The organism is Halomonas sp. 3F2F, assembly GCF_014897805.1.
Taxonomy (GTDB): Bacteria; Pseudomonadota; Gammaproteobacteria; order Pseudomonadales; family Halomonadaceae; genus Vreelandella.
This window is the reverse complement of sequence record NZ_JABUZE010000132.1, coordinates 115198-140280: the sequence shown is the minus strand read 5'-3', so window position 1 is coordinate 140280 and position 25083 is coordinate 115198. Positions and strand designations below refer to the sequence as shown.

Annotated in this window: 27 protein-coding genes; 21 read left to right on the top strand and 6 right to left on the bottom strand. The window is 54.5% G+C overall.

Features of this window, described 5'->3' with window-relative positions; translation table 11 throughout:
* Nucleotides 1-27 precede the first annotated feature (27 nt).
* The 14 genes from cysE (at nucleotide 28) to INT21_RS14290 (ending at nucleotide 13538) form a co-directional block, all read left to right on the top strand.
* The gene (gene cysE, locus INT21_RS14355; protein ID WP_193068535.1) at nucleotides 28-981 is read left to right on the top strand and encodes a serine O-acetyltransferase; all 954 of its coding nucleotides are present in this window, start codon (nucleotides 28-30) and stop codon (nucleotides 979-981) included.
* Between the two features lie 76 nt (nucleotides 982-1057).
* Entirely contained in the window at nucleotides 1058-1525 is a 468-nt protein-coding gene (gene iscR / locus INT21_RS14350; RefSeq protein ID WP_038481467.1) for a Fe-S cluster assembly transcriptional regulator IscR, read from the top strand.
* A gap of 31 nt (nucleotides 1526-1556) precedes the next feature.
* Nucleotides 1557-2723, top strand: coding sequence for an aminotransferase class V-fold PLP-dependent enzyme (locus INT21_RS14345; RefSeq protein ID WP_193068534.1), 1167 nt, complete (start codon nucleotides 1557-1559; stop codon nucleotides 2721-2723).
* A gap of 56 nt (nucleotides 2724-2779) precedes the next feature.
* The gene (locus tag INT21_RS14340) at nucleotides 2780-3106 is read left to right on the top strand and encodes a HesB/IscA family protein (RefSeq protein ID WP_193068533.1); all 327 of its coding nucleotides are present in this window, start codon (nucleotides 2780-2782) and stop codon (nucleotides 3104-3106) included.
* 165 nt (nucleotides 3107-3271) lie between these two features.
* Nucleotides 3272-3697 carry a nucleoside-diphosphate kinase gene (ndk, locus tag INT21_RS14335; RefSeq protein WP_038481458.1) on the top strand — a complete coding sequence of 142 codons (426 nt, stop codon included), beginning with the start codon at nucleotides 3272-3274 and terminating at the stop codon, nucleotides 3695-3697.
* A gap of 85 nt (nucleotides 3698-3782) precedes the next feature.
* Nucleotides 3783-4967 carry a 23S rRNA (adenine(2503)-C(2))-methyltransferase RlmN gene (rlmN, locus tag INT21_RS14330; RefSeq protein WP_089039140.1) on the top strand — a complete coding sequence of 395 codons (1185 nt, stop codon included), beginning with the start codon at nucleotides 3783-3785 and terminating at the stop codon, nucleotides 4965-4967.
* A gap of 188 nt (nucleotides 4968-5155) precedes the next feature.
* Nucleotides 5156-5890, top strand: coding sequence for a type IV pilus biogenesis/stability protein PilW (gene pilW / locus INT21_RS14325; protein ID WP_089039141.1), 735 nt, complete (start codon nucleotides 5156-5158; stop codon nucleotides 5888-5890).
* A 39-nt stretch (nucleotides 5891-5929) separates the two neighbouring features.
* Nucleotides 5930-6925, top strand: coding sequence for a RodZ domain-containing protein (locus INT21_RS14320; protein WP_089039142.1), 996 nt, complete (start codon nucleotides 5930-5932; stop codon nucleotides 6923-6925).
* 8 nt (nucleotides 6926-6933) lie between these two features.
* Nucleotides 6934-8049 (top strand): flavodoxin-dependent (E)-4-hydroxy-3-methylbut-2-enyl-diphosphate synthase, encoded by a 1116-nt coding sequence (gene ispG, locus INT21_RS14315; protein WP_089039143.1) that lies wholly within the window; start codon nucleotides 6934-6936, stop codon nucleotides 8047-8049.
* Nucleotides 8050-8136: 87 nt separating this feature from the next.
* Nucleotides 8137-9432, top strand: a complete 1296-nt coding sequence (gene hisS / locus INT21_RS14310) for a histidine--tRNA ligase (protein ID WP_089039144.1) — start codon at nucleotides 8137-8139, stop codon at nucleotides 9430-9432.
* A gap of 76 nt (nucleotides 9433-9508) precedes the next feature.
* Nucleotides 9509-10168, top strand: coding sequence for a YfgM family protein (locus INT21_RS14305; RefSeq protein WP_193068531.1), 660 nt, complete (start codon nucleotides 9509-9511; stop codon nucleotides 10166-10168).
* Entirely contained in the window at nucleotides 10165-11349 is a 1185-nt protein-coding gene (bamB, locus tag INT21_RS14300) for an outer membrane protein assembly factor BamB (RefSeq protein ID WP_089039146.1), read from the top strand. The genes INT21_RS14305 and bamB overlap by 4 nt, the downstream gene beginning before the upstream one ends.
* Nucleotides 11346-12749 (top strand): ribosome biogenesis GTPase Der, encoded by a 1404-nt coding sequence (gene der, locus INT21_RS14295; protein ID WP_089039147.1) that lies wholly within the window; start codon nucleotides 11346-11348, stop codon nucleotides 12747-12749. Before bamB ends, der begins: the two co-directional genes overlap by 4 nt.
* Before the next feature lie 174 nt (nucleotides 12750-12923).
* Nucleotides 12924-13538, top strand: coding sequence for a hypothetical protein (locus tag INT21_RS14290; RefSeq protein ID WP_193060753.1), 615 nt, complete (start codon nucleotides 12924-12926; stop codon nucleotides 13536-13538).
* Here INT21_RS14290 and INT21_RS14285 read toward each other — a convergent pair.
* Entirely contained in the window at nucleotides 13535-14413 is an 879-nt protein-coding gene (locus INT21_RS14285; RefSeq protein WP_193085373.1) for an ATP-binding protein, read from the bottom strand. The two genes, INT21_RS14290 and INT21_RS14285, sit on opposite strands and share 4 nt — an antisense overlap.
* Before the next feature lie 97 nt (nucleotides 14414-14510).
* Between INT21_RS14285 and INT21_RS14280 the strand changes: the two genes are divergently transcribed.
* Nucleotides 14511-15314 (top strand): M48 family metallopeptidase, encoded by an 804-nt coding sequence (locus INT21_RS14280; RefSeq protein ID WP_193085372.1) that lies wholly within the window; start codon nucleotides 14511-14513, stop codon nucleotides 15312-15314.
* Between the two features lie 22 nt (nucleotides 15315-15336).
* Nucleotides 15337-15594, top strand: coding sequence for a hypothetical protein (locus INT21_RS14275; RefSeq protein WP_193085371.1), 258 nt, complete (start codon nucleotides 15337-15339; stop codon nucleotides 15592-15594).
* A gap of 81 nt (nucleotides 15595-15675) precedes the next feature.
* On the opposite strand, the gene aroE is transcribed toward INT21_RS14275, so the two are convergent.
* The 5 genes from aroE to INT21_RS14250 form a co-directional block, all read right to left on the bottom strand.
* The gene (gene aroE, locus INT21_RS14270; protein WP_193085370.1) at nucleotides 15676-16503 is read right to left on the bottom strand and encodes a shikimate dehydrogenase; all 828 of its coding nucleotides are present in this window, start codon (nucleotides 16501-16503) and stop codon (nucleotides 15676-15678) included.
* 9 nt (nucleotides 16504-16512) lie between these two features.
* The gene (gene hemF / locus INT21_RS14265; RefSeq protein WP_193068526.1) at nucleotides 16513-17445 is read right to left on the bottom strand and encodes an oxygen-dependent coproporphyrinogen oxidase; all 933 of its coding nucleotides are present in this window, start codon (nucleotides 17443-17445) and stop codon (nucleotides 16513-16515) included.
* Between the two features lie 73 nt (nucleotides 17446-17518).
* Nucleotides 17519-18076, bottom strand: coding sequence for an L-threonylcarbamoyladenylate synthase (locus INT21_RS14260; RefSeq protein ID WP_193068525.1), 558 nt, complete (start codon nucleotides 18074-18076; stop codon nucleotides 17519-17521).
* 81 nt (nucleotides 18077-18157) lie between these two features.
* A complete protein-coding gene (dprA, locus tag INT21_RS14255; RefSeq protein ID WP_193068524.1) occupies nucleotides 18158-19279 on the bottom strand; it encodes a DNA-processing protein DprA in 1122 nt (373 codons plus the stop codon).
* Between the two features lie 27 nt (nucleotides 19280-19306).
* The gene (locus INT21_RS14250; protein ID WP_193068523.1) at nucleotides 19307-20170 is read right to left on the bottom strand and encodes a peptidoglycan-binding protein; all 864 of its coding nucleotides are present in this window, start codon (nucleotides 20168-20170) and stop codon (nucleotides 19307-19309) included.
* A gap of 177 nt (nucleotides 20171-20347) precedes the next feature.
* Here INT21_RS14250 and def point away from each other — a divergent pair, with 177 nt between their 5' ends.
* The 5 genes from def to trkA all read left to right on the top strand — a co-directional run bounded on the left by def (nucleotide 20348) and on the right by trkA (nucleotide 25075).
* Nucleotides 20348-20860, top strand: coding sequence for a peptide deformylase (gene def, locus INT21_RS14245; protein ID WP_125745592.1), 513 nt, complete (start codon nucleotides 20348-20350; stop codon nucleotides 20858-20860).
* A gap of 154 nt (nucleotides 20861-21014) precedes the next feature.
* Complete coding sequence (fmt, locus tag INT21_RS14240) at nucleotides 21015-22001, top strand: methionyl-tRNA formyltransferase (RefSeq protein WP_089039155.1); 987 nt, start codon at nucleotides 21015-21017, stop codon at nucleotides 21999-22001.
* Entirely contained in the window at nucleotides 21998-23332 is a 1335-nt protein-coding gene (gene rsmB, locus INT21_RS14235) for a 16S rRNA (cytosine(967)-C(5))-methyltransferase RsmB (protein WP_193085369.1), read from the top strand. The genes fmt and rsmB overlap by 4 nt, the downstream gene beginning before the upstream one ends.
* A 49-nt stretch (nucleotides 23333-23381) precedes the next feature.
* Entirely contained in the window at nucleotides 23382-23588 is a 207-nt protein-coding gene (locus tag INT21_RS14230) for a dodecin (RefSeq protein WP_038481393.1), read from the top strand.
* 113 nt (nucleotides 23589-23701) lie between these two features.
* Nucleotides 23702-25075 (top strand): Trk system potassium transporter TrkA, encoded by a 1374-nt coding sequence (gene trkA, locus INT21_RS14225; RefSeq protein ID WP_089039157.1) that lies wholly within the window; start codon nucleotides 23702-23704, stop codon nucleotides 25073-25075.
* Nucleotides 25076-25083 lie beyond the last annotated feature (8 nt).

Sequence of the window (25083 nt, the reverse complement as noted above, 5' to 3'; positions counted from 1 at the left end):
CCGCCCTTTAACGCCCAAGGATCACCCATGTTTCAACGCTTGCGTGAAGACATTAATAGCGTATTCGACCGCGACCCAGCGGCACGTAACTCTCTTGAGGTGCTGACCAACTATCCCGGCCTGCACGCCCTGCTGCTTCACCGCTGCAGCCACTGGCTATGGAAGAAAAATTTTAAATGGTTGGCGCGAACGCTATCGACGTTTTCCCGCTGGCTGACCGGCATTGAGATTCACCCAGGCGCCACTATTGGCCGCCGTTTCTTTATTGATCACGGCATGGGCGTGGTGATTGGTGAAACAGCGCTAGTCGGCGATAACGTGACCCTTTATCAAGGTGTTACCTTAGGCGGCACCAGTTGGAATAAGGGTAAGCGTCACCCTACGTTAGAAGATGGCGTCATTGTTGGCGCTGGCGCTAAGATCCTTGGCCCGTTCACCGTAGGCGCGGGAGCTAAAATTGGCTCTAATGCCGTGGTCACCAAAGAAGTGCCATCCGGCGCTACGGTGGTGGGCATTCCTGGCAAAATCGTTAAACGCGCCGACCCCGATGTCGAGGAAGCGTTAGATGTCGACCCGGCTCGCCGCGAGGCAATTTGCCAAAAATTTGGCTTCGATGCTTACGGTGTAAGCCAGGATATGCCCGACCCTGTGGCACGTTCGATGCAGGCGATGCTTGATCACATGCACGCCGTGGATGAACGCATTGAGCGTATGTGCTCGACACTGCGTCAATTGGATGCCAACTATCGCGACGGCCAACTCCCGGCTCTGCGCGATGAAGATTTCGCCGACATTCTTGATGAAAACGATACGGGCTGCCCAGGGGTTGGCAAACACAGTTCCGAGCCAAAAGCCGACGCCGAGGCGACCGAGACAGCAGCCGCCAGGACACAGCAAAGTGCTCCTGATTCAACGCCTAACTCGCCATCTGATGCAGCGGCTGATTCAACCTCTGACTCAACGACATCGCGCAATAGTTGACCAAAGCACTCAGGATTTCCATAATGGCGTTACATTTGCCGTAAGTGCGCTGAGGTTCAGCGTCGAGGTGCCTGTCATGCGCTTGACCACTAAAGGCCGTTACGCCGTTACCGCCATGCTCGATTTGGCGATAAATACCCCCCAAGGCCCGACCAGCTTGGGGGATATTTCTCAGCGTCAGGAAATTTCGCTCTCTTATCTTGAGCAACTATTTGCACGCCTGCGCCGAGCGGGTCTAGTTAGCAGCGTGCGTGGCCCTGGTGGCGGCTATTTGCTGGCTAAACCAGCCGAAGACATCAGCGTTTCCCAAGTGATTGATGCTGTTAATGAGACCGTGGATGCAACACGCTGCCAAGGGCTTTCAGACTGCCAACAAGGCGACACCTGCCTAACCCATCACCTGTGGTGTGATCTATCAGGGCAGATTCGTAACTTCCTTGATGACACCAGCCTTGCACAACTGATGCAGCGCCCCGATGTTATACGCATTGCCTCTCGGCAAAAGCAGCGCGTAGAAGCTGGCATTCTCGCCTCATCCCCTTAACGGCTTTCACTGCACGTTGGACTCTATGACGATGACCTCCACCCCTTCGCTGCCGATTTATTTGGACTATGCCGCGACCACGCCGGTCGATACCCGTGTGGCCGACGTCATGCAGCGCTATTTAACTGTTGATCAGCTGTTCGCCAACCCTGCCTCGCGCAGTCACATGCTGGGCTGGCAGGCGGAACAGGTGGTAGAGCAGGCTCGCCGTCAAGTCGCCGATACCATTAACGCAGACCCACGTGAAGTGGTTTGGACCAGCGGCGCCACTGAGGCCAACAATCTAGCGCTGATCGGCTACATGCGCGCCAATCGTGAGCGCGGCATGCACCTGGTAACGTCCACCATTGAGCATAAAGCGATAGTGGATACTGCCAACGCCCTGGAAAGCGAAGGTTTTGAAGTGACGTGGCTCACGCCTGGGCGAGACGGGCGTACCACGCCAGAACAGCTGCGCGCTGCCATGCGAGACGACACGGCACTCGTGTCATTAATGGCGGTCAATAACGAATTGGGTAGCATTAATGATATTGCCGCGCTGGCAGAGGTTGCCCATGAGTTCGGGGCTGTTTTTCATACTGATGCGGCCCAAGCTGTAGGACGTATTCCGTTAGATGTGGTGGCGCAACAAATTGATCTAATGTCGCTGTCTGGACATAAAGTTTATGGCCCCAAAGGCGTTGGTGCGCTTTACGTCAAACGCCATCCAGATATACGCATAGAAGCACTTATCCATGGTGGCGGCCACGAGCGAGGCATGCGCTCTGGCACACTTCCGACCCATCAAATTGCCGGCATGGGTGAAGCGTTTGCGCTAATGCAACACCATCACCAGGAAGATCAAGCTCATATCGCCCAGCTACACGCACGCTTCCTAAAAGGGCTAGAAGATGTTGATGGTGTCTTCGCCAACTCTCCGCCGGAAAATGCCGTTCCCAATATTTTAAACCTGGCATTTAAAGGGGTAGACGGTGAATCTCTATTGATGGCGCTGCGCGATGTTGCTGTGTCAACCGGGTCTGCCTGCAACTCTGCTAGCGTTGACCCTTCCTACGTTTTATTGGGAATCGGCACACCGCGCGCCCTTGCACTCTCATCGCTACGTTTTAGTTTTGGGCGTTTCACCACTGACGCCGACATTGATCATGCGCTGACACTACTGCGCCACGCGTTGAGCGGACTACGCTCAACGCGTTAAACGGCTGATGCCACATTTGGCAATCAACCTACCGACTTCTTGAAGGAGGACGCCCGATGGCAACTCTCAATATTACCCCCGCTGCTGCTCAGCAAATCCGTCACGTTCTCGACGAGCGTGGCCAGGGGTTTGGGCTGCGCGTTTCTGTAAAACCTAGCGGCTGCTCAGGCTATAGTTACGTACTCGACTTTGCCGATGACGTAAGCGATGACGAAATTCGCTTTGAAGAGCACGGCGCCAGCGTGTATATCGCGCCAGACGCGCTAGAAATACTCAACGGCAGTGAAGTGGACTATGTCAGCGAAGGGCTGAATCGCTTTTTCCGCTTCAACAATCCCAACGTAAAAGATGAGTGTGGCTGTGGCGAAAGCTTCACGGTCTAAACGTTTAGCGCTGCATCACCGGTATTCATCACCCCCTTGAGGCGCTATAATCGCGGCCACTCGGCAATCGGTAATGCACAGCAGCCCTGCCGACTCTTTTTTCCTGCGCCGCCTCGGCTTTCCGGGGCGGCACTTCTGCTTTATGCCTCTTAAGGAGATTCCACCATGGCAATTGAACGTACTCTTTCTATTATCAAGCCTGATGCCGTTGCTAAAAATGCGATTGGCGACATCATTTCTCGCTTTGAAAAAGCAGGCTTGAAAGTTGTTGCTGCGAAGATGGTTCATCTTTCTGAAGAAAAAGCAGGCGGTTTCTACGCCGAACACAAAGAGCGTCCTTTCTTTAAAGACCTGGTTGGCTTCATGACCTCTGGCCCGGTTGTTGTTCAGGTACTGGAAGGCGAAGGCGCTATCGCTAAAAACCGCGACCTGATGGGTGCTACTAACCCGAAAGAAGCGGCCCCCGGCACTATCCGCGCTGACTTTGCGGAAACAATCGACGCAAACGCTGTCCATGGTTCTGATTCTCCGGAAAGCGCTGAGCGCGAAATTAGCTACTTCTTCGGTAACGACGAAATTTGCCCGCGCTAAACCAAGCGTGCCGCCGATTCAACATCCGTTGCCGGCCATTTTCGCGGGGGCTATGCCCCCGCCTTTTCTCTGAACGCTGACCGCCATGACCACTACCGTAGCTCAACATACGCCTACCTCTCTCTCCTCGACCGAAAGCGAACCTGCCGCCACTAACGCGCCAGAGCGCCAGAACCTGCTGGGCATGTCTCGCGAGCAGATGGAGGACTTCTTTTTGTCGATTGGCGAAAAGAAGTTTCGCGCTGCCCAGCTAATGAAGTGGATTCACCAGGAAGGTAGCGATGATTTTGCTGCCATGACGAATCTATCCAAACCGCTGCGAGAAAAACTGGCTCGGCTGGCTGAGATTCGTGGCCCTGGGGTTGTCTATGAAGGTACCTCCAGCGACGGCACACGCAAGTGGGTCCTGGAAGTAGAAGATGGCAGCTACGTGGAAACGGTGCTGATTCCTGCGGAGAATGGCAAACGCCGAACGCTATGCGTCTCTTCCCAGGTAGGCTGCTCGTTAGACTGCAGTTTTTGCTCAACGGGCAAACAAGGCTTCCAGCGTAATCTGACCGCTGCCGAAATTATCGGCCAGGTTTGGGTCGCCCAGCGTAGCGTAGGCCCGCGCCGCGATACCGCTAATCGTCCGGTGACTAACGTAGTCATGATGGGCATGGGCGAGCCGCTGCTCAACTTTGATAACGTCGTGCCAGCAATGAAGCTGATGCTCGACGACAATGGCTATGGGCTTTCCAAACGCCGCGTCACGCTTTCCACATCCGGCGTTGTGCCGATGATAGATAAGCTTGGCGATGAGATCGATGTAAGCTTAGCCATTTCGTTGCACGCTTCTACTGATGAGCTACGCAACGAGCTGGTACCGATTAACCGTAAATATAATATTCGCGCGCTGCTGGATGCCTGCCACCGTTATCTATCCAAATGCCCGGATAACCGTCAGGTTACCATCGAATATACGCTCATTAGAGATGTGAATGATCAGCAGGAACATGCTGAACAACTGGCGGCACTGCTAAAAGAGCTGCCCTGCAAAATCAACCTGATACCTTTCAACCCATTTCCTAATTCAGGCTACGAAAAGCCCTCACGTAACCAAGTGATGCGCTTTCAGCAATGGCTATACGACCTGGGTTATAACGCCACCGTACGCATCACGCGGGGCGATGATATCGACGCTGCTTGTGGCCAACTGGTAGGAAAGGTGAAAGACCGCACTAAGCGAAGTGCGCGCTATATTCAGTCTGTACAGCTTGATGCGGACTAAACCGCCGTTATCTTGACTTCCGTCGAGTGCGGCGCTTTGATGGACACGTTTTCAAACCGCCACAAGTGCAGCTCTATCAAATGACGATGCATCTGATGATCACTGCAAGATGGTTATTAGAAGAGAGTTATTAGAAGATAGTTATTAGAAGATTGTTATTAGCAGATAGCGACTACAAGAGGGTGTACATGATCGGTCACCGCTGGCGACGTTACCCATCCCGGGTTCACATGCTGTGCGTGCTAGTAAGCAGCATGTTGTTAGCTGGCTGTGCCACGTCAGGTAGCACGTCTTCTCAGGCTGACGATGACGCTGCAGACGCTTACACCCAACTAGGCGTTGCTTACCTAGAACGCGACAACCTAACCCGTGCGCTCAGCGCGCTTGATCGTGCGCTTGAAATTAATCCACGCAATGCCGAGGCACTTCAGGCGCTTGCGCTGGTCTATCAACAGCAGAGTGAAAATGAGCTTGCAAATCGCTATTTTCAGCAAGCGATTAACACCGCACCTTCTTTGACACGTGCGCGTAATAATTACGCGGCGTTTTTATATCAGCAGGGGCAGTTCAACGCCGCTTGCGAACAGTTAGAAATAGCATCTCACGATGCCCAATATGCCAATCGCGCCCAGCTATTTACTAATCTAGGGCAGTGCTATTTGGCAGCCGATAACATTGATGAAGCGCGCAAACGCTTATTGCGCGCAGTGAGCATTGATCCACGTAGCCCGCGTGGATATTTATTATTAGCCGAACTTGAAGCTTCACAGGGCAATTATGGTCAAGCCTGGGAGCCGCTGCAGCGCTATTTGCAGCTGGCCGGGCAAGATCCAGTCGCGTTGGAAATGGCGATCGATATCGCCCACGCCCGTGGTGATCACGCTGCGGCTGCGAACTACCAGCGCTTATTGAATATTGACTAACGGTGCCCTGACCACCTAATTATTGAAGGATGCTCAGCTATGAGCGATACACAATCATACGATAATGTTACGACCTCTAGCCCCATTGCCACACCCGGCGAGCTTCTCTCACGCCAACGCGAAGCACTCGGCGTACCGCTTACCGATGCCGCACGGGCGCTTAATTTACGCCCTGCGGTTGTCGACGGTTTAGAACAAGATAACTACGAAGAAATCCCTGTTGCCGCTTATCGCCGGGGCTATTTACGTGCTTATGCAAAATACCTGGGCATGGATGATCGTCTAGTACTTGAGGCCTACCAAGCTAACCATGGGAGTACAGAGACAGATCGTCGGGTGGCTCCAGTCTCAGTCACCCGGCCACCATCGCGTATTGGTGCATGGTTATTTAAGCTAGTCACCCTGCTAGTGATTGTTGCCTTGATTGCCGTCACGGTCATGTGGTGGCAAAGCCGTGGCGGCAGCGAACCCCCCAGCATGGGGAGCAATCCTTCACTAGAAGAAGGCGGCTCCAGCGATACGCCAGCCGACAATGCAACACCGACTGAACAAACGCTGGCAGCTACCCCTCAGTTGCCTAGCAACGCAACAGCACAACAAACCGGCACAGCTGAGGGAGTCGATGAGGGAGCGGCTAACGCCGCAACGGCTGCCATTGAGTCGGCATCTGAGTCGTCTACGTCTGCCGAAGGGGCAGAAGCTGCTGAGCTCACCGCTGCAGATACCGCTGAACAAGCGGACGCCGCCACTGACAGTGAAGACAACACGGTCGAAACAGCGCCCGCAACAAATCCAAACCTGCTTGAACTTACGTTTAACGAGCAGTCGTGGACTGAAATTTTTGATGCCAATAACCAGCGAGTGTTCGTTGGTCTGCAAACGCCTGGCACCACAGCAAGTGTTGAGGGCGAACCGCCTTTTCGTTTAACTATCGGCAATGCCACCGGCGTAGAGCTGCGCTATGAAGGCGAGGACGTTAACCTTGTCCAGCGCGCCGGTGCCAATAATGTTGCCCGCTTTACCCTGGGAGAGTGACCCGTCTTATGCACGCCCCTTCTCCGATTAAACGCCGCTTCTCGCGTCAAATTCACGTTGGCAATGTGGCCGTAGGTGGTGATGCACCTATTGCTGTTCAGAGCATGACCAACACAAATACGCTGGACGTCGATGCCACCGTGGCGCAAATTCAGCAGTTAGAAAAAGCGGGAGCCGATATTGTCCGCGTTTCGGTACCCGATATGGACGCCGCTGAAAGTTTTGGCAAAATTAAGCAGCGTGTCGATGTCCCACTGGTGGCAGACATTCATTTTGACTACAAAATTGCCCTGCGTGTCGCCGAACTAGGTGTCGACTGCTTGCGTATTAACCCAGGTAACATTGGCCGCGAAGATCGCGTACGTGCGGTTGTTAATGCTGCCCGCGATAATGGCATACCGATTCGTATTGGCGTCAATGCCGGGTCGCTGGAAAAAGATCTACAGAAAAAGTATGGCGAGCCTACTCCCGCAGCGTTAGTGGAGTCGGCCATGCGCCATATTGATTACCTGGATCGTCTTGATTTCCAGGAATTTAAAGTCAGCGTCAAAGCCTCAGATGTGTTTATGGCGGTAGCCGCGTACCGCGACCTGGCTACCCGTATCGAGCAGCCACTCCATCTAGGCATTACCGAAGCTGGCGGCCTGCGTTCAGGTACGGTGAAGTCGTCGATTGGCCTTGGCATGCTGCTAATGGATGGCATTGGCGACACAATTCGCGTATCGCTCGCCGCCGATCCGGTGGAAGAAATTAAAGTCGGCTTTGACATGCTTAAAAGCCTAAGGCTGCGAGCCAAAGGCATTAATTTTATTGCCTGCCCCAGCTGCTCACGGCAGAATTTTGATGTTATTAGCACCATGAACCAGCTAGAAGAGCGGCTTGAAGACGTCATGACCCCACTGGACGTATCAGTGATTGGTTGCGTCGTTAATGGCCCAGGTGAAGCGAAAGAAACCGATATTGGCCTAACCGGCGGCTCCCCTGCCAACTTGGTGTACATCGATGGCAAACCTGCTAGCAAGCTGCGTAATGACCACTTGGTGGATGACCTTGAAAAGCTGATTCGCGATAAAGTACGCCAAAAACAGCAGCAAGAAGACGATATGATTGCGCGCAGCGTTTAAAAAAGCCGAGCAAGCGATACCCAACCTGGAGGCGGGCATAACCTTTTTTCCCCGCCCCAGTGTTGTCTCCCATACAAGGAGTTTTCATTGAGCAAGTCCGCCGCAAAAAAAATTCAAGCTATCCGTGGTATGAATGATTTATTGCCCAGCGAAAGCCCCCGCTGGCAATTTTTTGAAGCCAAGGTGCGTCAGTTGATGCATCGCTATGGCTTTGATGAAATCCGTACGCCCATTGTTGAACAAACGGCGCTATTTGCTCGCTCTATTGGTGAAGTCACCGATATTGTCGAAAAAGAGATGTATACGTTCGACGACCGCAACGGCGACAGCCTGACGCTGCGCCCCGAAGGTACGGCTAGCTGTGTACGGGCAGCGATGGAACATGGCTTGCTGCATAACCAAACGCAACGGTTGTGGTATCAGGGCCCAATGTTCCGCCACGAGCGTCCGCAAAAAGGCCGCTATCGTCAATTTCATCAGGTAGGCGTAGAAACGTACGGCTTTGATGGACCGGATATCGATGCGGAAGTCATTCTGCTTTCAGCGCGTCTATGGCAAGAGCTGGGCTTACTGGAGCATGTGACGCTAGAGCTTAACTCCCTAGGCTCCACAGAGGCGCGCGCGGCCTATCGCGATAAACTCGTCGCTTATTTTGATCAGCATCACGACGTCCTTGATGATGACTCTAAGCGCCGACTCACCAGCAACCCACTGCGCATTTTGGATTCCAAGAATCCAGCGATGGCGGAAATGCTCAACGGTGCGCCGCAGTTGATGGATCATTTGGACGATGAGTCGCGGACACATTTTGAACAACTCAAAGCAATGCTGGATGCAGCAGGAATTGACTACGTTGTTAACCCACGCCTAGTACGCGGTCTTGATTACTACTGCCGTACGGTATTTGAGTGGACGACCACGGCCCTAGGCAGCCAAGGCACGGTATGTGCAGGCGGCCGCTACGATGGCCTGGTCGAACAACTAGGCGGAAAGCCCACGCCAGCGGTTGGTTTTGCCATGGGTATCGAGCGCTTAATATTGCTGCTGGAAACATTAGACCTGATTCCAGAAGAAGCGCTAGGTGGCTGCGATGTTTATCTGCTACCCATGGATGACAACGCTACTATTGTCGCCCTCACCCTGGCTGAAAAGCTCCGTAGTGAGCTGCCAACCCTTAGGTTGCAGTTACACTGTGGTGGTGGCAGTTTTAAAAGCCGTATGAAAAAAGCGGACAAAAGCAACGCACCGATTGCCGTCTTATTGGGCGAAGATGAGCTAGCAGAGCAAGCCGTAACGCTTAAGTTCCTGCGTGATGATCGCGAACAGTTGCGCGTATCTCAGGCTGAGCTCACCGCGACACTGCAAAACCTAGTGCCCCACTAACCTTACTGCCTACTCTCTGGCAGACGAACACTCGCCAGCCGCCCTTGCGGCTGAGCTAAAGAACAGGAGGCCGCCCGTGGCGGAGCTGAGAAGCGAAGAAGAACAGCTAGAGGTAATTAAACGCTGGTGGAAAGAGAACGGAACCTCTCTCATAGCAGGGGCTGTTCTTGCTGCAGCGGGTGTGTTTGGCTGGAATGCATGGCAAAACTATCAAGAAGGCCAAGCAGAAGCCGCCTCCGTGCGTTATCAGCAACTCGTCAGTATGACCGCTGGTAACACTTTGGCAGATGATCAGTTAGCCAATGCCCGTGAGCTCATTGATGAAATCACCAGTGACCATGGCGACACCCTCTACGCAGAGTTAGCACAGCTGCTGGAAGCACGTTTAGCCGTTCAACAGGGCGATCTTGATGCAGCGAAAAGTGCGCTTGAGAACGTGGCTAGCGACTCCTCTCGCCGCTATGTGCAAAGCCTTGCATGGCTGAGATTAGCGCGCATTGAGATTGCAAACGGCAATCCACAAGCCGCCCTGAGTTTGTTAGATGAGTCGATTAGCGATGCTCTGGCAGCTCAACAGGCCAACGTGCGCGGCGACGCTTACGCTGCGCTAGACCAAACAGAACAAGCGCGAGACGCTTGGCAAACTGCGCTAGAACTGGCTCAAACCCAGAATCAGCCGCTTTACGGCGTACAGTTCAAGCTTGATGATCTCGGCGTCGAAGAGGTGACACAATGATCATGACCAGTCTTCCCAAATCGCTATTTTCAAAGCCTTCTGTGCGCATTACCGTCGGAGCCGTGGCACTCGCCTTGCTAGCAGGCTGTGCCAGTAAAGGCGAACCGGCTGACTCGCCTAAAGAGCTGCGTAGTTTTACAGCAACCTCAACGCTTAATGAGGTATGGGACAGAGACGTAGGCGATGGTCTTGGTCGTGCCCGTTACCCCATTGCTCCGGCTCGTGAAGGCGACAGCGTATTTGCTGCGGATGCCAATGGATTGGTCGCCGCCTTTAACGCCAATAACGGCAACCGCGAGTGGGAAATCGAGCTGGATACGCCTATTTCAAGCGCGCTTAACGCCATTGCAGGTCAAGTCTATTTAGGCACCCGTAACGGTGAAGTTATTTCCCTGGATCAGCGCGACGGTAGTGTCAATTGGCGCTCACGGGTTTCCAGTGAAGTGCTGGCAGCACCTCAAGCGAATCAACAGCTACTACTGGTGCAGAGCGTTGACGGCCAAATCACCGCGCTCGACCGTGTCACTGGCGAGGAGCGTTGGGTATATGCCAGCTCACAACCTTCGCTCACCCTTCGTGGTACCGGCACGCCAATGGTCATTGATCCTGTAAGCTTTGTTGGCTTTGCTAACGGACGACTAGCAACATTAGACAACCGCAATGGTCAACCACTGTGGGAGTTACAAATTGCTACTCCCCGCGGACGTAGCGACGTCGACAGGTTGGTTGATCTTGCCGGTCAGCCAGTAGTAACGCCTGATGGTCGACTTTTCGTTACTAGCTATAACGGTAGCGTTGTCGCTTTAGAAGCAACCCGCGGTGGCGTTCTATGGGAAAGCAACTTATCTAGCCGCCATACGCCTATTTTGGTAGGTAACATTCTGCTAGTGGTCACTGATGATAGCCACGTCGTTGGCCTGAATGCCGACAACGGACAGGAAGTGTGGCGTAACGATGACTTGGAAGACCGCCGGTTAACAGCACCTGCGTTTGCAGATGGCCGCGTGGTCGTCGGTGACTTCGAAGGCTACGTTCATCTACTTGATGCCCGCGAAGGCACGTTAGTAGGCCGTACGCGCGTGCACAAATCTGGCATCAGCGTGCGTCCTGCCACTGAAGGCAGCACCATTCATGTCCAGGCCAATAATGGTCGCCTGGAAACCCTGGAAGTAACTCCATGACACCCGTCATTGCTTTAGTCGGTCGGCCCAATGTGGGCAAATCGACGTTGTTTAACCGCCTAACCCGCTCACGCGATGCGCTCGTAGCGGACTTTCCTGGCCTTACCCGAGACCGTAAATACGGGAACGGAATGCTAGGCGGCAAAGCGTATACGGTGATTGATACCGGCGGCATCAGCGGTGACGAAGAAGGGATTGATGCGGCAATGGCCGAGCAGTCCCTGGCCGCCATTGATGAAGCCGATATTGTACTGTTTCTAGTAGACGCGCGCGCAGGGCTTAACGTGGCTGATGAAGCCATTGCGAACCATCTGCGCGTTAATCAGAAAAAAACCTGGCTGGTGGTCAACAAAACCGATGGTTTGGAAGAGCATTCGGCCATGGCCGACTTCTGGACTTTAGGGCTTGGCGACCCATGGCCGATTGCTGCCGCCCATGGCCGCAATGTCTCACTGCTCATTGACACAGTGTTGGAGCCGTTTCCAGAACGCGATCCTAGTATTCCTGGGGACACGGGCACGAAAGGCATTCGTATCGGTGTTATTGGCCGTCCCAACGTGGGTAAATCCACATTGGTTAATCGGCTGTTGGGCGAAGAGCGCGTTGTTGTATTCGATGAGGCGGGCACTACCCGCGATGCGATTGAAATCCCGTTCGAGCGTCGTGGTAAGCCCTACGTATTGGTTGATACTGCGGGTATTCGGCGGCGTAAGAACGTTCGCGAGATTGCTGAAAAGTTTTCCATTATCAAAACCCTGGATGCGATCAAAGAGTGTCACGTCGCCGTGATGGTACTCGATGCGCGCAGCGGGTTAGTTGAGCAAGATCTCCACCTGCTTGATTACGTGCTAACCACTGGCCGCGCGCTGGTGCTGGCCATCAACAAATGGGATGGACTGGAAAGCGACGCAAAAGAGAAAATGCGCGCAGAAATTAAGCGCCGCCTGGGCTTTGCTGAGTATGCCGAGATGCATTTTATCTCCGCCCTACACGGCACCGCTGTGGGTGACCTTTATCCTTCGATCGAACGAGCTTTCAATGCCGCGAACGCTCACTGGTCGACCAACCGATTGACCACTCTGCTTCAAGATGCGGTCAGCCAGCACCCGCCGCCCATGGTAAACGGCCGGCGTATCAAACTGCGCATGGCACACCAAGGTGGTAGCAATCCGCCTATCATCGTCGTGCATGGCAATCAGACTGAATCACTGCCGGAAGCCTATCGCCGCTATCTAACCAACACCTTCCGTAAAGTGTTGAAGGTTCGCGGTACGCCAATGCGCTTTGAGTTCCGTTCAGGCAGCAATCCGTTTGACCACATGGCCGGGGCAAGCGATAAAGAGAAAGCCAAAAAACGCGAGCTCAACCGTACTAAAGAAGCACGTAAAAGCCGCCGTTAATGCTAGCTCATTGATCTATCAAACGCCTGCTGACCTTCATCAGCAGGCGTTTTGGTTGATGGCCCCCATTATCGAGTAATTTTGCTTGACTGCTATCCGCACTAGCCCTCACAAATAGCCGCGTTTTTCGGCAATCGCCACTCATACCTATTGCCCTTCTTAGGAGGGATATTAATGCACTACGCAATTAAACGCGGGCGCGGCTTGCTCTTGCTGCTGATGGCAAGCTTGCTAGCAGGTTGCCTTGCCCTGCCCCAAACAGGCTTATTTGCCTTTCGCTTGGCGGTAACATCGCTGGGCATTGAAGAGGTGCGTATTGGCCCTTATAACGTGCAAGCAGGGCTTGATACTAGCGACCTGACAAGTTTGCTTGCGTCTAGCCTTGGCGCTGGCAGCTTGCCCGTCCAGGCCACCTTAGCGATGGGCCTTGGCCTACCCACCGGTATGCCCGCTGTTGAGATGTCTGGTTTCCGTTGGATGCTCGATATGCCGGGGGTCGATCCAGTGCAAGGCCAATATCAAGAGGATGTAACACTAACATCAGGGGCAGACTCAACGTTACGTCTACCGGTATCGTTTGACATCCTGGCTACCGACACCCAGCGTATGATGCCAATGCTAGAACTCGCCAGTCAGTTAGCCACCCAGGGCTCACTACCGCCTGGCAGTGAGCTTGCTATCACGCCAGGAGACCTGCGTGGACTGGGTATGACATTACCTGCAGGGCTTTTAACGCCGACCATTCGCCTGAACGTAGGCGCCGACGGCCAGTTAACGCCTGTGCGTTAAGCCTGACGACTTCCTCCATGAAGCCGTTTGCGGCCCACCCACTGGGCTGCAAACTGCCAAGCCGTTCGGCCACTGCGCCCTCCTCTTAGCGTGGCAAAACGAACCGCTTCTGCCCGTGCGGCCTCGCTCCAATCCTGCTTATCACCAATACGAGCTACCCAGTGCTCACAGACCTCTAAGTAAGTCGCTTGGCTGAAAGGATGAAAACCTAACCATAAGCCGAAGCGATCCGACAACGAGATCTTTTCCTCAACAGCGTCACCGTGATGTAGCTCTTCACCCACAAGACGCGTACCGCTATTGTCGTCCATGGATTCCGGCAGTAAATGGCGGCGGTTAGAAGTGGCATACAACAAGACGTTTTCCGGCGGCCCCGTTAAGGCGCCGTCTAAGACGCTTTTTAGCGCCTTGTAAGCATCGTCATTGCCTTCAAACGAAAGATCGTCGCAATACACCACGAAACGATGTGGCGTATCGCGCAACTGCTCTACCAATATCGGCAGACTACCCAAATCGTGGCGATCCACTTGAATCAAGCGCAGCCCATCATCCGCCAACGAGTTAAGTAGCGCGCGGATCACCGATGACTTCCCGCTGCCACGTGATCCCCACAGCAAGCCATGGTTAGCAGGTAGCCCCTGCAAAAATGCACGGGTGTTATCGACTAAGGCTAATTTTTGACGCTCGATGCCTAACAGATCATCCAGTGTCATCGTGTCGCGCGGTGGCACGGGAACCAAGCGACCATCTAACGGATGGCGCTGCCAAATAGCCGCCACATGCTTGTCCCAATCCACCTGGGTCGGTACAGGCGGCAACCAATGTTCTACGTGGTCCAACAACCGCGTTAAGCGGTGGCTCAATTCAGCATCCATGATTGTCCTCAGAGTGCGTTATGATATGAGTTGATTTACCACTGACAGTGGTTATCTTGTGTGCAAAGATCCCTACTCGTCTATAAGGAAACCGCTTATGCGCTGGCTTCGTCCCTTGGCTGTTGCTGCACTGTGTGCTGCTGTCGCAGCATGCTCCACGTCACCTACCGGTCGCTCTCAGTTGCTGCTGCTTTCAGATGATCAGCTTAATCAAATGGGCCAGCAAGCCTTTGCGCAGTATCAACAAGATATTCCCACCGCAGGTCAGGCAAGCCACCGCTATGTACAGTGCATCGCAGATGCCATTGTAGAAGTATTGCCAGCCGAACAGCGTAATCTTGATTGGCAAATCCGTGTCTTTGAATCTGAACAGCCCAACGCCTTTGCGCTGCCCGGTGGCTACATGGGTGTGAATACGGGCATGCTTGATATCGCCACCAATCAAAACCAGCTTGCCTCGGTTGTCGGCCACGAAATTGGTCACGTCATTGCGAATCATGCCAACGAACGCGCCTCAACAAAAAGCGCAACGTCACTTGGTTTATCGGTGCTTGCCAGCACCTCAGGCATGCAAACTCCTGGTGGCCAACAGCTAATGGGGGTACTGGGGATGGGAGCGGAATACGGAATTGCGCTGCCATTCTCCCGTCGCCACGAAAGTGAAGCCGACGTTATCGGTCTCCAGTTGATGGCTCAGGCAGGTTTTGACCCACGAGAAAGCGTTACCGTTTGGGAAAATATGCAGGCGGCCTCCGGCGGTGGCGCTCCGCCCGCCTGGATGTCGACGCACCCAAGTGAAGGCCAGCGCATCGAAGGGCTTCAAGCCAGCATGAATAACGCCATGGCAAGCTACGAGCAGGCACGCAATAACGGCCGCACCCCCAACTGCCCACGCCCCTAAGTACCTTAATATTGAGGTTTGAATGATTCGACTTGGTTTATTGCTGCTTGTCTTGCCGATTTTAGTGTTACTCGGCGTCTATTTCTGGGAGCTTGGTGACGTACGCGCTTGCCAGCTCGACGGGGGGCACTGGGACTACCTGACAAATGCGTGCCGTGACACACCGCAGCCCTTTGTATCGTGGCTTGAGCGCTCACCGCTGCTGGTCAACGGCGGTATGCTGGTCTCTGTGGCTGGTCTCGTTATGTGCATGATTGGCTTTTACACCAAATCTCGCTAAACACGCGAGAACACAACCAGCATTAACCAGTAAAGGCAGCCGCAAGGGCTGCCTTTTCTTTGTTGAGCACTCGAAAGCTAGCTAGTCACTGGCAACGTTCAACGATTGCCTTAACAGCGTGCGCACCGGGGCGGTTTCAGGCCGCAGGTTACGCCATAAAAAGAAAGATTCGGCGGCTTGCTCTACCAGCATACCCAGGCCATCGAGCAACTTGGCGCCGCGTGGCCCTGCCCACTGCAAAAACACCGTGGGTTCCGAGCCATACATCATGTCGTAGGCCCAAGCACCCTGGTTAAATAAGTTATCCGGCAGCGGCGGCAAATCACCAGAAAGACTGGCACTAGTGCCATTGATCACCAAATCAAACTGGCCTTCTAACGTCTCAAATCCACCGCCATGAAGAGTGCCTAAGTCGGCAAATGCGTCTGCTAATTGGACGGCTTTTTCCGCCGTTCGATTGACGATAACAACGTCACGAGGTTGCTCGGCAAGCAACGGCTCAAGCACGCCACGCACTGCACCACCGGCACCGATCACCAGCACGCGTTTATCCTTAATGGGTACGTGATGGTATCCAAGGTCACGCACAAGTCCAATGCCATCCGTGGTGTCACCGTAAGTACGGCCATTGCCGCCGACAATTAGTGTATTCACTGCCTGAGCACGCTTGGCGCGGTGGCTCAGGGTATCGCACAGCGCAAAGGCATCGCCTTTGAACGGGACGGTCACGTTCGCCCCTCGACCACCCGCTGCCACAAACTCTCGCCAGGCACTGACAAAACCTTCCACCGGTGCAAGTTCGGCGGTATAGGTCATAGGTTGCTGAGTTTGGTTAGCAAACTCTTCGTGAATTAATGGCGACTTAGAGTGCTTAATCGGGTTTCCAAAGACACAGTAACGGTCGGTCATACAGGCTCCTTACACTTTACCCAACTGGGTGGCTTCGGCTAGCCAATCGCGTGGTACCAAGTAGTCGTGCAATTTAGCCTCTCGGCTGCCCTCGGGCGGTGTAAATGCGTACTCCCAACGGGCTAGCGGCGGCATCGACATCAAGATGGATTCGGTGCGCCCGCCGCTTTGCAAGCCAAACAGAGTGCCCCTATCCCACACTAAGTTAAATTCCACATAGCGGCCACGGCGATAAAGCTGAAAATCACGCTCTTTTTCACCCCAAGCATCACCCTTACGGCGCTCTACAATCGGTACGTAGGCGTCCAGAAAGCTGTCGCCCACCGCACGCTGAAAAGCAAAACAGTCGTCGAAACTGCCTTCATTTAAATCATCGAAAAACAGTCCACCAACACCACGTGTCTCGTCGCGATGCTTAAGATAGAAGTACTCATCGCACCATGCTTTGTAGCGCGGATACACCTCTTCGCCAAATGGCACGCAGGCAGCCTGGGCAACCCGATGCCAGTGCACAACATCTTCAAACACCGGGTAGTAAGGCGTTAGATCAAAGCCGCCACCAAACCACCATACCGGCGCTTCACCCGTTTTTTCAGCAATAAAGAAACGGACATTTCCGTGGCTTGTCGGCACATTAGGATTTTCAGGATGGAGCACCCAGGAAACACCCACCGCATGAAAGCTGCGTCCGGCTAGTTCCGGTCGTGCAGCCGTCGCCGAGGGGGGCAACTGAGCCCCGTAAACATGCGAGAAATTAACACCACCTTTCTCGAAAACAGCGCCTTCTTCGATGACCCTTGAACGTCCGCCACCGCCTTCTTCACGCTGCCAGCTATCTTCTTTAAATGTCGCTTTTCCATCAGCAGCGGCAAGCCCGGCGCACAACCGTTCCTGAAGATCCAGAAGGTAATGTTTAACGTCGTCTAGGTGCTCGTGAGCCACAGTAACTCCAAAGAGGTTGGGTATAAGTGTGATTGGTAAGTAGTCAACGGCAGAGACAGCTCAAGGCGCTTCGCTATGAACGCATTACTTTGCCCGTCACCAGGTCTTTGATAGTGCTGGGCTTTGCGTTTCCTCCAAGCTCACCCGCGACAATCGCGGCGACCTCCTCACCGAAAATGGTCGCGACTTCGTCAGCGCTCATGGCGGGTGGGTCGCCCGCGCGATTAGCGGAGGTAGAGACTAGCGGGCCACCAAAGGCCTCACAGAGCGCCTTCATCAGCGGATGGTCGGTCACCCGCAGAGCCACACTCTGATGGGCACCGCGCACTAAACCGTGACTACGGCCATTGTCAGGCACTAGCCAGGTATTAGGGCCAGGCCAGCTGGCCGCTAAGGGTGCATGCAGCGCAACTGGCAGTTGGTTTAGCCAAGGCTGAAATTGCTGAATATTCGCAGCAACAAGAATCACCCCTTTGGCGGGATCACGCTCTTTCATACGCATCAAATGCGCTAACGCTTCATCGTTATCTGGGTCACAGCTCAGCCCCCAGACTGCTTCGGTGGGGCAGGCGATAACGCCCCCCTCTTTTAATGCTCGTACCGCCTCTTTAACCTCAACAGCCGATTTCATAGATGCTCCTCGTTACAAACGCGGCCCCTCATCACCTGAGATTGATACATCTTCAGTAGATGAAAAACGGTTACTTACATCCTACCATGGCCGCGTCAAACGCACCCAGCCGCCCGCTTGCTGCGCCACTTTGCCATCAAGTTCCAGCATCAATAACCGTTGTTGGCATTCACTGACCGTAAGGCCCGCGCTCTGAACCAATATATCAATTGGCGTTGGCGTTGCGCCCAGCGCGCTTAGTAGATTGTCCTTAGGCTCATCGTCTTCGATAGGCAAATCAAGGCTTGCGTTGTCAGCGATAGCACGTGGACCGGTTGGCATATAGCGTTCAGCCCAGTGCTGCAACTCTTCTAAAATATCGTCTACATGACGCACCAGCGTCGCACCGCTACGTAATAACTGCAGGCAACCACGAGCCTGCACGTTATGTAGCGACCCAGGCAGTGCAAACAGCTCACGGTCTTGTTCAAGGGCTAATCGTGCGCTTACCAATGAGCCGCTCTTCTCAGTCGCTTCGACCACTAACGTACCTAATGAAAGGCCGGTCACAATTCGGTTCCGTCGAGGAAAGAAGGCTGGCCGAGCAACGGTTCCTGGCGGATGCTCGGATAATAACAAGCCTCCTGGCACGCTACTTAGCTGCTCATGTAAATCACGGTGACGGGGCGGATAAATGACATCAACGCCACAGCCAAGCACCGCAATCGACTGCCCACCTGCCGCTAACGCTGCGCGCTGCGCGACCCCATCAACCCCGAGAGCCATACCGCTGACGATGCACCAGCCACGATTAACAAGCTCTCTGGCAAACGCCTGAGCATTACCGCTTCCTTCAGCAGTGGGACGCCGAGTGCCCACCATAGCCAGTTTTGGGCCATCTAGTGCACTAAGATCACCTTGTGCCCAAAGCACCACAGGTGGGTCCGGCAATTGATCGAGCAACTCAGGCCATGCGGGATGATTGCGATGGAGCAAATGGCGATTAGGCGCGGCCGCCAGCCATGCGAAGGTATGGTCGACAGCCTGCTGCAACGGGCTTCGCTCTGGCTGCGCTAACCAAAGTCGCAGAGCACTCGCGGCATTGCTGGGCAGCCCAGCAAGCCAGCCATGGGGCCATTGAGGCTGTTTGGCGGCCAGCGCTGCGGTGCGAAGCGCCCCCATACCCGGTAGCTCATTCACCACTAGCCACTCCTTGGCATCCATACCTATCCCCTGTCAGTTGTGTGGCGTTTAGCGTACTGGCGCGTGTATCCGGTCTCCAACCGCTAAAACGTTCGATGCCTGCATCACCAACGCATAGCTCATCAGGCTATACGGCTTTACCACCATGACTCTTCCCGCCTCAGTGGCGGGTAGTTGCAGAAGCTCCTGGCTACGCGGGTCATTAACAAGTTCGCCCTGCTGGCCAACATGTAATACATGACCGGGCTGCAAGCCATCCTGAGTACCAATATCCAGTGCCACTATTTGTAAGCGTCCAATAAAGCGCACTCCGCCAGGTACCGCAATAATCTGGCCAGCGACATCGTTCAACGGTAAACGAGGCTGAAAGCTATTTTCTGACGACTGAGATTCAAACAGCGGGGCATCAAGCGGCAGCAAAATATCGTTATTACGCACTTCCTGGTAAGCACTGAGTACTTCTAAGCGGGCAATATCTCCCTCACTGCTGAGCTGGCGCGCTTCGCCAATATTGATTAACTCCGTACCCAACGGGGTACCCTCAGCGGAAACATAACGCTCGCCCGGACGATAAATACCTAAACGCGCGTTGGACGGTAGTACGCCGCGCGCATACAGCGTATCGCCTGCACCACTCATCAAGCGTTGATTCTCACCGCCCACGACGTAGGCCAGTTCCCGTATAGGCGCGCCTGGCTCTACGACGCGATGCTCTCGCAAAAACGCCCGGATCGTTTCCATCGGCAGCGGCGCCATTGCCTGTTGCTGAGGAACGGCGCGCATTTGGGGAGAAAGCTTTACCACCCGCTGCGGAGATTCCCACGCCAATGCGGCGGTCGTCATAAGCGTCAAACATGCCAACGACGCGCTATAATAAAGAAACCTTTTCGCCACTGCCCTTTTCACCACCATCCTGTGCTCTCTTGTCAGTTATGGGTGAAGCCGTTGAGGGGAGCTGCATGGCGTTGTACGTGCCCAGGAACGCTTACAGCATGATATAGTGGCCGATAGTAAAGCACTTAGGCCTGCCAACACAGGTGGCAAGGCCTGCTCATATTAAAGACTCAGCATAACGGTGATTGTAACGCCATGGCCAAACTTCCTATTCTCGAATTCCCCGACGAGCGCCTGCGCACCAAGGCTGCACCGGTGGAAACCGTTGACGATGAGGTCCGCCAGCTCGTCGACGATATGTTGGAGACCATGTACGACGCGCGCGGCATCGGCCTTGCAGCGACACAAATCGATGTTCATCGACGTGTCGTAGTAATGGATGTCAGCGACGATAACTCGCAGCCGCTCGTACTTATTAATCCGCGCTACGAGCCGATTGGTGACGAAAAAGAGCCGCTTTCTGAAGGCTGTCTATCCATTCCCGAATACTACGCTGAAGTCCCGCGCTATTTAAAAGTAAAGCTGAACGCGCTAGACCGCAGTGGTGAGCCCTACGAGCTAGAAGCCGATGGCTTATTAGCCCACTGCATTCAGCATGAGTATGACCATTTGGAAGGCGTGCTTTTTGTTGACTACTTATCACCCCTAAAGCGTGACCGAGTGATGAAAAAGATGCAGAAACGCCACAAGCTATTAAACGACGCATAAACCAACCTACGCCGTGTTATTGCTGGCCGAGCTGACACGCTGCAAACGCACAGAATGTTATTGCTGGTGCGTTGTAGCGTTGCTTCTCGGCCTTTATTTGTTTCCCCCACGGCACACGATTACTTTCCCCCTTCAATGCTAGGTAGTCATCACCATGTCACAGTTGCGCGTTGTTTTTGCTGGCACGCCTGATTTCGCCGCTTCAAGCCTTGCTGCCGTGCTCGAAAGTCAGCATCAAGTGGTAGCGGTCTATACTCAACCTGACCGCCCAGCAGGCCGCGGGCGCAAGCTCACCCCCAGCCCCGTCAAGCAGCTCGCTGTTGAGCATGGGCTACCTGTCTACCAGCCCGTCAGCTTAAAAGGCACTGATGCCCAAGCGGAATTAGCAGCATTGAATGCCGACGTAATGGTTGTCGTTGCTTACGGGCTACTACTGCCACAGGCCGTGCTCGACATTCCCCGCTTAGGCTGCATCAACGTGCACGCATCGCTGCTACCACGCTGGCGAGGTGCCGCCCCCATCCAACGCGCTATTGAAGCCGGTGATAGCGCATCAGGCGTCACCATTATGCAAATGGATGCGGGCCTGGATACCGGTGAGATGCTGTATGAAGTTCGTACGCCGATCACCTCGCGCACCACGGGCGGGGACTTGCATGATCGGCTGGCCATTCAAGGGGCGAATGCGCTGATTAACGTGCTGGATGCGCTGGACAGCAACGATTTAAAAGCAACACCTCAGCCTGACGAGGGCGTCACCTACGCCGCCAAGCTCAGCAAGGCGGAAGCCGAGCTGGACTTTCATCAGCCCGCTGAACAACTGGCGCGCAAAATCCGTGCGTTTAACCCGTGGCCAGTGGCTTGGTGCACGTTAGGCAATGATCGCTTACGTTTGTTGATGGCCAGTGTTGAACCAGGTGAACAGCCTCCCACTACGCCCGGCACACTACTCCAACATGGCGAGGATCACCTGCGCATTGCCTGTGGCGAGCAAGGCCAAGAAGTACTGTGCGTTAGCCATGCCCAGTTACCTGGTGGTAAAGCGATGGCCGTGCGCGACCTGCTTAACGCCCGTCAAACCCCGCTTACCGTCGGCGCACGCCTTGGGCACGCCGCCGCTCATCAAGGAGTTAGTGAATGAGCCAGAATCGCCCACCCAAAGGCGGCAGCGGCCAGGAAGTTCGCGCCGCGGCCGCCCGCGCGCTAGTCCCTGTTTTGACTGACCAAGGCTCGCTAGCCGGGCTAGATGAGCACAGTGTGATTGCCCGCGACCGCAGCCTGTTAAAAGAGCTGTGTTACGGTACTTGCCGACGCTTGCCGCGCCTGGAAGCGTTGGCTGGCGCACTGCTCAAGCAGCCTTTTAAAAAGCGCGATAGTGATGTTCACGCCTTGTTACTGGTAGGAATCTACCAGCTGCTTTATATGCGTATTCCGGCCCACGCGGCGGTTGGCGAAACCGCTGGCGCCGCTCGCCTGCTAGGCAAAGAGTGGGCCACCCGAGTGCTTAACGGCTGCCTGCGCCGCCTCCAGCGTGAATCCGAAGAGCTTCAAGCCGCTGTTGACCTAGATGAGAGCGTTGCCCTGGAGCACCCGCCCTGGCTGCTTAATGCGTTGCGCAGCGCTTGGCCTGAACAGTGGCGCGCCATTGCCGCAGCGAACAATGAACCAGGCCCCATGACGCTGAGAGTCAATCAGCACTACAACGACCGTGAAGCCTATTTACAACAGCTGACTGAGCAGGGGTTAAGTGGGCACCTATGCCTACACGCGCCGGATGGCATTACCTTGGATGCACCCTGTGATGTCTCCATACTTCCCGGCTTTGAAGAAGGTCATGTCAGCGTCCAAGACGAAGCGGCTCAGCTTTCTGCCGCACTGTTAGGGCCTGCATTAGCCCCCCGTCCAGGCGCCCACGTTCTCGATGCTTGCTGTGCGCCTGGCGGTAAAACTGCCCACCTATTAGAGCAGTTTGATATTGCTCTGACGGCCATTGATAGCGACAACCAGCGCCTAGGCCGTGTAGACGATACACTGAACCGCCTAGGCTTAACGGCAGAACTGCAGCACGCTGATGCTACCCAGCAAGACTGGTGGAATGGCGCGCCTTTTGACGCGATTTTGCTTGATGCGCCCTGTTCTGGCACGGGCGTTATTCGTCGTCATCCCGATATTAAAAAACTGCGCCGTAAAGAGGATATTCGCCAGCTCGCTAAGCTACAGCGCCAACTGCTGGATAATCTTTGGCCACTACTCCGCCCAGGCGGTACCTTGCTATACGCCACCTGTTCAGTGCTGCCCGAGGAAAACGCTGAGCAAATCAAGGCATTTCTTGACCGCACGCCCGATGCAAAAGTCACCACGCCAAATGACGTGGCCTGGGGCGAACCAAGCGGCCAAGGACGTCAACTGTTTCCCGCGCAAAGCAGTCATGATGGCTTTTTTTATGCCAGACTAGAGAAGCGTACTGCTTAATATACCGCCCCTACCGGGGTGGTGAACCGATGACAAGGATGGAGACACTATGAGTACTCACACTTATAAGCATATCGAGCTAACCGGTTCTTCTGAAAAGGGAATTGAAGAAGCTGTGCAAAGTGCCCTCGCCAAAGCATCAGAAACCATTCATAACTTACGCTGGTTCGAAGTCACCGACACTCGTGGCCATATCGAGGACGGCCGTGTCGCTCACTGGCAGGTCACGATAAAAGTTGGCTTCACACTCGAGTAATCCCTACCTGCTTTTCAACGGCGGCTGGTTTACACTGGCCGCCGTCTTTATTGCAGCGCACATATCTCTTGCCGAGAACGCGCTGGCGCTTACAACGGAACCGATGCTTAGCAATGAAAATCATCATTCTCGGCGCCGGCCAGGTCGGCGGCACCTTAGCGGAGCACCTTGCCCGCGAGGAAAACGATATTACTGTCGTCGATACCGACGGCGCGAAACTGCGCGAGCTGCACACTAAACTGGATATTCGCACCGTGACGGGCGCGGCTTCGTATCCCATTGTGCTGCGTCAGGCGGGCTGTGAAGACGCCGATATGTTGATTGCGGTGACCAACACCGATGAAATCAACATGATCGCCTGCCAAGTCGCCCATACCCTGTTTCGCACGCCTACCAAAATTGCCCGCGTACGCTCAACCGCCTACCTCACCCGTAAGGGATTGTTTGCCCACGAAGCGATTCCTATTGATGTACTGATCAGCCCTGAACAAGTAGTCACGGATCATGTTCGCCGCCTAATTGAGCACCCCGGTGCGTTGCAGGTGTTGGAGTTTGCCGGTGGTTTGGTGCAGCTGGTGGCGGTCAAGGCGTTCTATGGTGGCCCGTTGGTGGGACAGGATTTAGCCTTTTTAGCCAAGCACATGCCCAATGTGGAAACACGCGTGGCGGCAATTTATCGCCGCAACCGACCGATTATTCCCCGTGGCGATACGGTGATTGAAGCCGACGACGAGGTGTTTTTCCTGGCCGCACGGCGTGATATTCGCGCGGTAATGAGCGAACTACGCCGCGTTGAACGGGATTTCCGGCGGGTGGTGATTGCTGGTGGCGGCAATATCGGTGAACGCCTAGCCGAACACTTGGAGCACAGCCATCAGGTCAAGATTATCGAGCACAGTTTAGAGCGCTGTACTGCGCTTTCCGAGCGGCTTGACCGAACAGTGGTGCTACACGGCAGCGCCACCAGCAAGCGGCTGCTGGAAGAAGAGAACATCGAAGACTGCGATATCTTTTGTGCTCTGACCAACGACGACGAGGTCAATATTATGTCGTCGCTGCTGGCCAAACGCTTGGGCGCCAAGAAGGTACTGACGCTGATTAACAACGCTGCCTACGTGGACTTGGTTCAGGGGGGCGAGATCGATATCGCCATTTCCCCCCAGCAAGCAACCATCGGCAGCCTGCTTACCCACGTCCGCCGCGGCGATATTGTCAATGTACACTCACTGCGCCGTGGCGCTGCGGAAGCCATCGAGGCGATCGCCCACGGTGATAAGCAGTCGTCCAAAGTGGTGGGCCGGACCATTGCTGAGATCAATCTGCCTGAAGGCACCACCATTGGTGCCATTGTGCGAGGCAAAGAGGTCATGATTGGCCATGGGGATGTGATGGTAGAGAGCGGCGACCACGTCATTCTGTTCGTGATTGATAAGCGGCGCATTCGTGACGTGGAGCGGCTGTTCCAAGTGGGATTAACGTTCTTCTAGGCAATGGC